Source organism: Actinobacillus lignieresii (genome assembly GCF_900444945.1).
Lineage (GTDB): Bacteria > Pseudomonadota > Gammaproteobacteria > Enterobacterales > Pasteurellaceae > Actinobacillus > Actinobacillus lignieresii.
On record NZ_UFRM01000001.1, the window covers coordinates 1025961 to 1037803 of the forward strand.

Sequence of the window (11843 nt, forward strand, 5' to 3'; positions counted from 1 at the left end):
TTCGGCTTGCTAGAACGATTTAGCAGAATATAGGTTACAATATAGGACAATATTTTTATTTTTAAAATTAAATCTGATAAGGAGTTACGATGCTAAATTTATCGGCAAAAAATATCTGCTTAAATAGCTCGGTAAACAATAAAGATGAAGCGATTAAACTTGTTGCCGCCGGCTTAACGGCAAACGGTAATGTTGCGGAAGGTTATGAAGCCGGAATGCTTGCGCGCGAAACGCAAACCTCTACTTTTCTAGGTAACGGTATTGCAATTCCGCACGGCACATTGGATACCCGCCATTTAGTGAAAGAAACCGGTGTACAAATTTATCAGTTCCCGCAAGGTGTGGAGTGGGGTGAAGGCAATAAAGCCTATGTTGTGATTGGTATTGCGGCAAAATCCGACGAGCATTTAACACTATTGCGTCAATTAACCGGCGTATTAAGCGACGAAGCGGCGGCGGAATTACTCGCAACTACGCAAGATACGGACGAATTTATCAGCGTGCTGAGCGGTAAAAAATCCTTACCGAGTTTGACCGATACCCTCATTTCATTAAATATCGATTCTCCGAGCCTTATTACGCTTTCTGCGATTAATGCCGCAAAACTGCAAGAAAACGGTTATGTCAATCAGGCATTTATCAGCGAAGCGATTTCAAATCAGCCGCTTAATTTAGGCAACGACGTTTATCTTGCCGATGCCGCTCAAGGCAATCAATCAAACGGTATCGCCGTTGCACGTAACATGTCAGGTCAAACGGTAATTACCGTTGCGGCAACAGACGAGCATCTACAAAGCCATCTGGCTTACTTATTAAACGGCGATATTCGTAGCCAATTCGCAACCGCTTCCGCAGAACAAATTATTGCGCTTTTTAACGGTGAAAGCATTGCAAATTCCGCTCAAAATACCACCGCTTGCGTAAATCTTGCAACAGGTCAGGTTATCGGTACTTTCACCGTACGTAACGACAACGGCTTACACGCTCGTCCGAGTGCGGTATTAGTGCAAACCTTAAAACCGTTTGCGGCAAAAGTCACCGTGGAAAACTTAGATCGCGGTACGGCGCCGGCGAATGCGAAAAGCACAATGAAAGTAGTGGCGTTAGGTGCAAGCCAAGCACACCGTTTGCGCTTTGTAGCGGAAGGCGAAGATGCGCAACAAGCGATTGAAGCGTTAGCAAAAGCGTTTGTTGAAGGTTTAGGCGAAAGCGTGTCATTTGTACCGGCTGTTGAAGATACGATTGAAGGTGCGGCACAACCGCAAGCGGTTGAATCTGCAAAAAATTTTGCAAATCCGACCGCTTCCGAGCCTACGGTGGAAGGTCAAGTGGAAGGCACGTTCGTGATTCAAAACGAACACGGTTTACACGCCCGCCCAAGTGCAGTGTTAGTGAATGAAGTAAAAAAATATAACGCGACTATCGTTGTACAAAACTTAGACCGTAACACTCAATTAGTCAGTGCGAAAAGCTTAATGAAAATTGTAGCACTTGGCGTCGTAAAAGGTCATCGCTTACGTTTCGTAGCAACCGGTGACGACGCTCAAAAAGCGATTGACGGTATCGGTGCAGCGATTGCTGCGGGTTTAGGCGAGTAATTGAGGAACAAACAATGACACAACAATTACGAATTGCAACCGTTACCTTAAATCCAGCGTTTGACTTGGTCGGCCGCCTACAACGCATTGAAGTGGGCGAAGTAAACACGGTTGAAACCTTAGGTTTATATCCTGCCGGTAAGGGCATCAACGTTGCGAAAGTGTTGGCGGATCTTGGCGTTAAATTAGCGGTTAGCGGTTTTTTAGGTGCTGAAAATCAAGGCGATTTCGTTCAATCGTTTAAACAAAACGGTGTGGACGATCAATTCTATCGTATTGACGGTAAAACTCGTATTAACGTGAAAATTACCGAAACCGAAGCGGACGTAACCGACTTAAACTTCTTAGGTTTTGAAATTAGCGCCGAAGATTGGACGAACTTTACCGCTCAATCACAACAATGGGCAAAAGCGTTTGATTTGGTGGCGGTATGCGGTTCACTCCCTCGCGGTGTAACGGCACAACAATTCGCACAATGGTTGGAATCACTCCATCAACAAGGCTTAAAAGTCGTATTAGACAGCAGCAATGCGGCATTAACCGAAGGCTTAAAAGCACACCCGTGGTTAGTAAAACCGAATCGCCGTGAGTTAGAAGTTTGGGCGAATCGTCCGTTAAACAGCTTAGAAGAAGTGATTGCGGCGGCACAAGAATTGAGTGCCGGTGGTATTGAAAACGTGATTATTTCAATGGGTGCAGACGGTTCCGTATGGCTCAACAGCGAAGGCGTGGTTCAAGCTCAACCGCCTCGTTGCCAAAATGTTGTGAGTACGGTCGGTGCCGGCGATTCGATGGTGGCAGGCTTAATTTATGGGCTTTCTCAAGGTTGGGATAAAGCCAAAACCCTCGCCTTCGCAAGCGGTACATCGGCATTAGCGGTATCACAAAGCAATGTCGGTATCAGCGACCGAAATGCCCTATATGAGATTGTGGCGCAGGTGAAATTAACCCGATTAAGCTAATAATTTGTCATCAAATCTCCCCCTACCCCTCTTTACTAAAGAGGGGGGAATAAATTTTCTCAAACTTATAAGGATCTCAAAATGAATATTTCCTTTATATTCCCTCAATCACTGGGTAAAGCCCGTGCTTTCCTTGTGAATGAAGTATTATCGGCGGCAGCCAAGCAACAAGGTCATCAAGTTGTAAACGCTGAACAAGCTGATTTTGTCGTGTTATTTAACGATGAAATTCCTACAAGTGCTGCCGGCAAACAAGGTGCGGTAGTAAACTTAGACCAAGCTTTTGCTCAACCGGAAGCAACGCTTAAACAAGCGGTCGAAAATGCAAAAACTTTTGCAAATGCAACCGCTTCAAGCGTATCTACTTCAGGTGTAAAAAACATCGTTGCAGTAACCGCTTGCCCGACCGGTGTGGCACATACCTTTATGTCTGCGGAAGCTATCGAAAACTACGCTAAAGCACAAGGTTGGAACGTTAAAGTTGAAACTCGTGGTCAGGTTGGTGCGGGTAATCCGATTTCTGCGGAAGAAATTGCAGCGGCAGACTTAGTCTTTGTGGCGGCGGATATTGACGTGGATTTAGACAAATTCAAAGGTAAACCGATGTACCGTACCTCAACCGGTTTAGCGTTGAAGAAAACGGCACAAGAATTTGAAAAAGCTTTTGCACAAGCAACCGTTTATCAAGGTGGTGCAACGACTTCGCAACAAACTGAAAGTTCGGCAAGCGGTGAGAAAAAAGGTTTATATAAACACTTAATGACCGGTGTTTCTCATATGTTACCGTTAGTGGTTGCCGGTGGTTTATTAATTGCAATTTCATTTATGTTCGGTATTGAAGCGTTCAAAGACGAAACCATCGCCGGCGGCTTACCAAAAGCATTAATGGATATCGGTGGCGGTGCGGCATTCCACTTAATGATCGCTGTCTTTGCCGGTTATGTTGCATTTTCTATTGCAGACCGTCCAGGGTTAGCGGTCGGTTTAATCGGTGGTATGTTAGCCACGACAGCCGGTGCGGGGATTTTAGGCGGTATCGTAGCCGGTTTCCTTGCAGGTTATACCGTGAAATTATTAAACGGCGTGATTCAATTACCGGCAAGTTTAACTTCGCTTAAACCGATTTTGATTCTACCGCTATTAGGCTCTGCGATTGTCGGCTTAGCGATGATTTACCTCATCAACCCACCGGTAAAAGGCATTATGGATGCTTTAGTCGAGTGGTTAAATTCAATGGGTCAAACCAATGCGATCATCTTAGGTGCAATTCTTGGCGCAATGATGTGCGTAGATATGGGCGGTCCGGTAAATAAAGCGGCATATACCTTCGGTGTCGGCTTAATCGCTTCGCAACAATATACGCCGATGGCGGCGGTTATGGCGGCTGGTATGGTTCCGCCTATCGGTATGGCGATTGCAACCTTAATCGCACGTAATAAATTTACCACTAACCAACGTGATGCAGGTAAAGCCTCGTTCGTATTAGGCTTATGCTTTATTTCGGAAGGTGCGTTACCGTTTGTAGCGGCGGATCCGGTTCGTGTAATTGCAACCTCTATTATTGGTGGTGCGACAGCCGGTGCAATTTCAATGGCATTCGGTATTACGCTTCAAGCACCGCACGGCGGTTTATTTGTGATTCCGTTCGTTTCACAACCGTTAATGTATTTAGCGGCAATCGCAATCGGCTCAGTGGTAACCGGTGTGATTTATGCAACTATCAAACAAAAAGCATCAGAATAATTTTCTTGATGATAAAAAAACGGAGCTTTTTAGCTCCGTTTTTTTCTCCAATATATCTCGTTTTTTCTGAAAACTTTTGTAAGTTTGCTAGGAAATTAGACCGCTTGCTTATAAAATCCGCCCGTTTTTTAACCCTAAATAGGACTTTTTAATATGAAAAAAATTTTTTGGATCTTAGTAATTGCCGTACTTGCAATCGGCGGTTTCTCTTTAACCAAATATAACGACTTAATGCGTGCGGAAGAAGATATCAATTCAGTGTGGGGTAATGTGGAATCCGCTTACCAACGCCGTGCGGATTTAATCCCTAACTTAGTGAACACGGTAAAAGGTCAAGCCAACTTTGAAAAAGAAACCTTAACATCCGTGATTGAAGCGCGAGCTAAAGCAACGGCGGTAACCATTGATCCGAATAATGCGACTGAAGAACAAATGGCAAAATTCCAAGAAGCGCAACAAGGTGTAAATTCTGCCCTTTCTCGTTTATTAGTTTCCGTTGAAAAATACCCTGAATTAAAAGCGCACGAAGGCTTCTTAAATCTTCAAGCGCAATTAGAAGGTACGGAAAACCGTATCAATGTCGAACGTAATAACTTTAACGCTGCGGTAAAAGAATATAACAAACAAGTGCGTGAATTCCCGACTAAAATCGCTGCGATGATTATGGGCTTTAAAGCTAAACCGCAATTTAAAGCCGAAGCGGGTTCGGAAAAAGCACCGACTGTAAACTTTAATTAATCTCTTACCACGAAAAGCACGGAATGATCGGAAATCTTCCGTGTTTTCCGTGTTAGTGGTAACGCTATGAAATTATTTTCTTTTCTTTCGAACAAATTGCCTGTCGATACTCAACGAATCGAACAGGCAATTTCACATTTAGAACAACAAACTTCCGCCGAATTACGCGTAGTCGTCGAACGTAAAGCCAAAGGGAAAGCCGATGCAATCACTCGAGCCAATCAGCTTTTTGATGAGCTGAAGATGCGAGAAACAGAGGAACGTAACGGTGTTCTGATTTACCTCTCGTTCAAACCGCACAATTTAGCGATTGTCGGCGATAAAGCGATTCATGAAAAAGTCGGTCAAGTTTTTTGGCAATCGGTTTATGATGCGATGAAACAACAATGCCGACAAGCGGATTATACTCAAGCGATTTGTGAAGGCATTAAACAAGTGGAAGCACAGTTAGCCACTTATTTCCCTCGCCGTGATAATGATATGAATGAGTTGTCAAATGAGGTAGTGATTAAATGATAAAAGCGTTTTTTAAGCCGTTTTGGTTTATCTTATTGGCATTTTTCACATTAAAAGCAACGGCTGCGGACAATTACCCTGCCGCACCGAATCCTTTTTATTATGTGACCGATTACACTAAAACATTAACTCAACAAGAATGGCGAACCTTAGAAGATGCACTAATTGCCAACCGTGTAAAAACCAGTTCGCAAATTATTGTGGTGATTGTGCCGTCCACTAACGGAGAGGATGTCGCAAGTTATTCGCATAACTTATTTAATAAATGGGGCATCGGTCGTACTAAAAATAATGAAAATAACGGCATATTATTACTAATTGCCAAGAACGATCGAAAACTGTTTATTGCAACCGGCAGAGGATTAGAAGGCGCATTGCCTGATGCGATTGCTTCAACCATTATTCGCCATAATATTACGCCGTACTTCAAACAAAACTTATATGCGGAAGGGATTGCCAGCGGTTTATCCGCAATTATGGCGGCAATTAACGGTGAATATGCCGCTTATGACAGTTATGGTGAAGATAGCGGTGAAGAATCGTTAGATCAAATCGACGGTTTACTGTTCTTCTTGGTTGCCGGTATCGTGATTTTCTTAATCTTCCGACCGGGCAGAAACGACCAATACATCAGCCCGAGTGCAGCGGATCAATTAGGCAGAATTATCATCAATTCTTCTCGCCGTAGAGGCGGTTTTGGCGGAGGATTCGGGGGCGGCTTTGGCGGCGGTTCTTCCGGTGGATTCGGCGGAGGCTTTGGCGGCGGAAGTCGAGGCAGCGGCGATAGCTTCGGCGGCGGTTCTTCCGGCGGCGGCGGCGCAGGCGGTAGCTGGTAAACACTTTTAAGCCGATAACAAGCGGTTAAATTTCGGAAAGTCTTTGCAAAAAACTTCCAAAATTTAACCGCTTATTTTTTTATTTAAAATAAATACCTTTATTTATTGCGATTTATCATTATTTTATAAAATTAATTAATTCCTTATTGCTATTTTGACTCATTTTAGGTATATCTACCCCTAATTAAATTTATGCAATACATAGGAAAAAATTATGAATCAACCCTACTCCGCTATGCGTAACAACATCCATATGCTTGGTGATTTTCTAGGCGAAACCATCCGTGAAGCGCAAGGCAATGAAATATTGGAATTAATCGAAAGCATTCGAGTCCTTTCACGAGATTCCCGTGCCGGCGATGAAAAAGCCCGTGAACAATTACTGGATAAACTCGCCAATATTTCCACCGAAAATGTTTTACCCGTTGCACGCGCATTCAGTCAATTCTTAAATCTCACCAATATTGCCGAACAATATCAAACCATCTCTCGTCATCATCAGGACGAATCTCTCGGCAATCGTTCATTAAGTGCTTTATTTGCTCGTCTGAAAGCACAAAGCACACCGGTTGAAACCGTCATCAAAACCGTTGAGAAGTTATTAATCGAATTAGTCTTAACCGCTCACCCGACCGAAGTAACTCGCCGTTCGTTAGTACATAAACACGTTGAAATCAATAAATGTTTAGGGCAATTGGAACACGACGATTTAACCGAGGCGGAGCAAACCAAACTTAAACGCCGTTTAATGCAGCTGATTGCGCTTGCATGGCATACCAATGAAATCCGTGCGGCACGCCCGACGCCGGTGGATGAAGCGAAATGGGGAATGGCGATTATTGAAAACAGCTTATGGAAAGCCGTACCTGATTTTTGCCGTGAACTGAACTTTCAATTAGAAAAACATTTTGACGTACAGTATGAAGTCGCACTTTCGCCGGTACGCTTTTCTTCTTGGATGGGCGGCGACCGCGACGGTAACCCGTTTGTGACTGCCGAAATCACTCAAAAAGTATTAAGAATGAACCGTTGGAAAGCGGCGGAATTATTTTTAAACGATGTTAGCGACTTAGCCGAAGAACTTTCTATCGTACAGTGTACGCCCGAATTTCGTGAGAAATACGGTGATCATATCGAGCCGTATCGTGTTGTGGTTAAAGGTTTACGTAGCAAATTACAAAAAACTTTAACTTACTTCGGCGAATTGATTGAAGCGAAACCGACCACCGTTGATCCGAGCGAAATTATCACTTGCGATAATGATTTATGGGAACCGCTCTATGATTGCTATCAATCGTTGCACGCTTGCGGTATGCGTATTATCGCTAACGGTAGTCTGCTGGATTGCTTACGCCGTATTCGCTGTTTCGGCTTAGGTTTATCTCGTTTGGATATTCGCCAAGAAAGTACCCGTCACGAAATGGCGATTGCCGAAATCACTCGCTATATCGGCTTAGGCGATTACGCACAATGGACGGAAGACGATAAACAAGCGTTTTTAGTGCGTGAACTAAGTTCTCGTCGTCCGTTAGTACCGACCAACTGGACGCCAAGTCCTGAAACCCAAGAAATTTTAGACACTTGCAAAGTGGTAGCCCAACAACCTGAGGGGACAATTTCCGCTTATGTGATTTCTATGGCACGCGAAGCTTCCGACGTATTAGCGGTACATTTATTATTAAAAGAAGCCGGTTGCAATTATACCCTACCGGTCGCACCGTTATTTGAAACGTTGGACGACTTGGATCATAGTGAAAAAGTGATGACCGATTTATTTAATATCAGTTGGTATCGCGGTGTGATCAACAATTATCAAATGGTGATGATCGGTTATTCCGATTCGGCTAAAGACGCCGGTATGCTTGCCGCCAGCTGGGCGCAATATCGCGCGCAAGAAGCATTGGTTAATTTAGCGGAAAAGTATCATATTGAACTCGTGTTATTCCACGGGCGCGGCGGTACGGTCGGTCGCGGAGGTGCACCGGCACACGCTGCATTACTATCACAACCGCCTCGCTCGCTAAAATCCGGTTTACGTGTCACCGAACAAGGAGAAATGATTCGTTTCAAACTCGGATTACCTGCGGTTGCGGTCGAAACGTTAAATCTCTATGCCAGTGCAATATTGGAAGCTAACCTACTACCTCCTCCGGAACCTAAACAGACGTGGCGTGAGATTATGAATAAAGGCGCAGATATTTCCTGTGAAATTTATCGAGGTATTGTACGCGGCGAACCGGATTTCGTACCTTATTTCCGTAGTGCGACACCGGAGCAAGAATTAGGAAAATTACCGCTTGGCTCCCGTCCGGCAAAACGTAATCCGAACGGTGGTGTAGAAAGTTTACGTGCGATCCCGTGGATTTTCGCTTGGATGCAAAACCGTCTTATGTTACCGGCTTGGCTCGGTGCCGGCGCGGCACTGCGCCAAATGATCGAACAGGGCGAGGAAAGTACGCTTAAAGAAATGTGTAACGAATGGCCGTTCTTCTCTACTCGTATCGGTATGTTAGAAATGGTGTTCTCGAAAGCGGATTTATGGCTTGCGGAACATTACGACCAACGTTTGGTGGCAAAAGAGTTACACCGTTTAGGTAAAACGCTTCGTGCGCAATTATCGGCGGACATTCAAACCGTATTGACACTTGCGCACGACGGACAGCTTATGGCGGATTTACCTTGGATTGCCGAATCTATCGCCTTACGTAACGTCTATACCGACCCGCTCAATTTACTGCAAGTAGAACTGTTGCAACGTTTACGTAGCCAAGGTGAGGTAAGAGATCCGCAATTGGAACAAGCCTTAATGATCACAATTACCGGCATTGCGGCGGGTATGCGTAATACCGGTTAGCTTGTAAAATTACGAAAAAATCGGACCGCTTACGTTAAGCAAGCGGTCTGATTTCACTGAAAGTTTACGCACTCTTACGCGATTTCTCACTTCCCATTGCTATATCCCTTCCAAAAATTGTGTTAGTATTATCAATCCTTTTTACTCATTTAGATTTTTATGAATATCCGCCTAAATATCATTTTATTAATTATTGTAGCGGCTTTGGCTGGTTGGTATGTCAGCCAACAAAAACCGGAAAATGACGGCTTGGATCAATTAATTAAAAAAGAAGGAAATCCGGATTATACGGGCAATCGTATTACGACTTCTGTTTATGATCTAAAAGGTAAGCCGCAATATTTTGCCGAAGCAAAAGAAATCAAACGTTATCAAAATACCGAACTGACCGAATTCATTCAGCCCTTGGTGGAATTATTCGATGCGGAAACCGCGCTTAAGCAATGGAAAGTCAGTGCGGATTACGCAGAAATTACCAAAGAAAAAATACTGAATCTCGACGGTAACGTAAAACTTCAAGCGCTGGATAAGAATGCGCGTTTACAAAAAATTGAAACCGATAAACTTCGTATCGATTTAAATACGCAAGATATTTCTACCGAGAGCGTAGTAAAATCCGTCGGATTAGGCATCAGTACGACCGGTACGGGTTTAAAAGGTAATTTAAAACGGCAGGTGGCAACGATTACTAAAGATGTAAAAACGTATCTTGAACCGACAATCATTAAACAATCTAACGACGAACAAAAAAATTAGAGCATTTTCTCTGAAGGATACATAATGAAATTTGCAATTAAATCTATGGTGTTTACGGCTTTATTAAGTACCAGCCTCTCGTCCTATGCACTCAAAGGCGATACCGACCAACCGATTAATATCGACTCGGGTAGCCAATCGCTTGATATGAATAGTAATGTCGTGACATTTAGCGATAATGTCGTCATTACTCAAGGTTCGATTAAAGTTACCGCAGATAAAGTAACGATTATTCGTCAAGAGGGCAAAAAAGAGACCCTCGAAGCAAGCGGTTCTCCGGTCACTTTCCAACAAACGCTGGATAACGGTAAACCGGTAAACGGAAAAGGTAATAGCGTTCACTATGATTTAAATTCCGAATTTTTAACCTTAGTCGGTAATGCGGAATTAAAACAGCAAGGTAGTTTTATCAAAGCCAGTAAAATTACTTATGATGTGAAAAAACAACAACTTAAAGCTAACAGCGGAAATAAATCTCGTGTCAAAACGATACTTATTCCGAATGAATTAAACGATAAGAAAAAATAGGTAATGCCAATGCCAACGCTTTATGCCGAACATTTAGCAAAAAGCTATAAAAATCGCCAAGTGGTAAAAGACGTCAGCTTAAATGTTAAAGCCGGTGAAATCGTGGGACTGCTCGGTCCTAACGGAGCCGGTAAAACGACAACCTTTTATATGGTGGTCGGTTTAGTACGTCACGATCAAGGTCAAATTCGTATTGATGATCAAGATATCAGCCTGTTACCTATGCACGATCGTGCTAAACAGGGAATCGGCTATTTACCGCAAGAAGCGTCCATTTTCCGCCGTTTAACGGTTTATGACAATTTAATGGCGGTGCTTCAAGTACGTAAAGATTTAACTACGCAACAGCGCAAAGCCCGTGCGGACGAATTAATCAATGAGTTTCATATCGAACATATTCGTAACAGCCTCGGGCAATCGCTTTCCGGCGGTGAACGTCGCCGTGTTGAGATCGCCCGCGCGCTTGCCGCTAACCCGCAATTTATTTTATTAGACGAGCCGTTTGCCGGTGTGGATCCGATTTCGGTTATCGATATTAAAAAGATTATCGTGAATTTAAAAGAACGCGGATTAGGCGTTCTCATTACCGATCACAACGTACGTGAAACGCTCGATGTTTGCGAACGAGCTTATATCGTAGGTAGCGGGCAAATGATTGCAAGCGGAACACCGGAAGAAGTCTTAAATAACGCTGACGTAAAACGAGTTTACTTAGGCGATCAATTTAAGCTTTAAGCTGATTAAGCGGATAATTCGGCAGAATATCCGTTTGAATGTGAATAATATGAAATTAACCGAATTTCTCACCCCGGAAAATATTCGTCAGGGCGTGCTTGTTTCAAGTAAAAAAAGAGTGCTTGAGTTAGCCGGAAAAATCATTGCGGAAGCGGCGAATAAATCCACCGCTTGTGCTGACGATGAAGACCTTTGCCCGATAGAATGTTTCGGAAATTTATTTAAACGGGAAAAATTGGGCTCGACCGGTATTAGTAACGGTATTGCATTGCCGCATGCGAAATTCCCCGATTCGATTGCTCTAGCCGTCGATAAACCGATAGCCGCTTTTATTCAGCTGGAAAAACCGATTGATTACGAAGCGCACGATAATAAAGAAGTTGATCTCGTTTACGCGATCATGATCCCAAGCAGTTGCTGTGAACAATATAAAAACGGGTTGCAAGAAATCGCCCAACGTTTAAACGATAAAACCTTAACGAAACAGCTACGTTCCGCAAATAACGCCGAAGAAATCTGGCAATTATTGGTTTATGCGGATAACCAAATTCTTGAGCAAGAATAATTGTTTTTGAGG

General features: G+C 43.5%; 11 protein-coding genes. All 11 read left to right on the plus strand.

Annotated features, from left to right (window positions below; all coding sequences use genetic code 11):
• Nucleotides 1-89 precede the first annotated feature (89 nt).
• The 11 genes from fruB (at nucleotide 90) to DY200_RS04655 (ending at nucleotide 11831) form a co-directional block, all read left to right on the plus strand.
• Nucleotides 90-1598: a fused PTS fructose transporter subunit IIA/HPr protein gene (fruB, locus tag DY200_RS04605; RefSeq protein ID WP_115587093.1), complete on the plus strand. Its 1509-nt coding sequence runs from the start codon at nucleotides 90-92 to the stop codon at nucleotides 1596-1598.
• A 14-nt stretch (nucleotides 1599-1612) separates the two neighbouring features.
• Nucleotides 1613-2560 carry a 1-phosphofructokinase gene (gene fruK, locus DY200_RS04610; protein ID WP_115587094.1) on the plus strand — a complete coding sequence of 316 codons (948 nt, stop codon included), beginning with the start codon at nucleotides 1613-1615 and terminating at the stop codon, nucleotides 2558-2560.
• A gap of 81 nt (nucleotides 2561-2641) precedes the next feature.
• Nucleotides 2642-4303 carry a fructose-specific PTS transporter subunit EIIC gene (locus DY200_RS04615; RefSeq protein ID WP_115587095.1) on the plus strand — a complete coding sequence of 554 codons (1662 nt, stop codon included), beginning with the start codon at nucleotides 2642-2644 and terminating at the stop codon, nucleotides 4301-4303.
• A gap of 153 nt (nucleotides 4304-4456) precedes the next feature.
• The gene (locus tag DY200_RS04620) at nucleotides 4457-5041 is read left to right on the plus strand and encodes a LemA family protein (protein ID WP_115587096.1); all 585 of its coding nucleotides are present in this window, start codon (nucleotides 4457-4459) and stop codon (nucleotides 5039-5041) included.
• A 66-nt stretch (nucleotides 5042-5107) separates the two neighbouring features.
• Nucleotides 5108-5557, plus strand: coding sequence for a TPM domain-containing protein (locus tag DY200_RS04625; RefSeq protein ID WP_115587097.1), 450 nt, complete (start codon nucleotides 5108-5110; stop codon nucleotides 5555-5557).
• The gene (locus DY200_RS04630) at nucleotides 5554-6393 is read left to right on the plus strand and encodes a TPM domain-containing protein (protein WP_115587098.1); all 840 of its coding nucleotides are present in this window, start codon (nucleotides 5554-5556) and stop codon (nucleotides 6391-6393) included. The genes DY200_RS04625 and DY200_RS04630 overlap by 4 nt, the downstream gene beginning before the upstream one ends.
• A 214-nt stretch (nucleotides 6394-6607) precedes the next feature.
• Entirely contained in the window at nucleotides 6608-9247 is a 2640-nt protein-coding gene (gene ppc / locus DY200_RS04635) for a phosphoenolpyruvate carboxylase (protein ID WP_115587099.1), read from the plus strand.
• 159 nt (nucleotides 9248-9406) lie between these two features.
• Complete coding sequence (gene lptC, locus DY200_RS04640; RefSeq protein WP_005596294.1) at nucleotides 9407-10003, plus strand: LPS export ABC transporter periplasmic protein LptC; 597 nt, start codon at nucleotides 9407-9409, stop codon at nucleotides 10001-10003.
• A gap of 24 nt (nucleotides 10004-10027) precedes the next feature.
• Complete coding sequence (lptA, locus tag DY200_RS04645) at nucleotides 10028-10531, plus strand: lipopolysaccharide transport periplasmic protein LptA (protein ID WP_005596292.1); 504 nt, start codon at nucleotides 10028-10030, stop codon at nucleotides 10529-10531.
• 9 nt (nucleotides 10532-10540) lie between these two features.
• Complete coding sequence (gene lptB / locus DY200_RS04650; protein ID WP_009874654.1) at nucleotides 10541-11266, plus strand: LPS export ABC transporter ATP-binding protein; 726 nt, start codon at nucleotides 10541-10543, stop codon at nucleotides 11264-11266.
• 49 nt (nucleotides 11267-11315) lie between these two features.
• Nucleotides 11316-11831, plus strand: coding sequence for a PTS sugar transporter subunit IIA (locus DY200_RS04655; RefSeq protein WP_043993273.1), 516 nt, complete (start codon nucleotides 11316-11318; stop codon nucleotides 11829-11831).
• Nucleotides 11832-11843 lie beyond the last annotated feature (12 nt).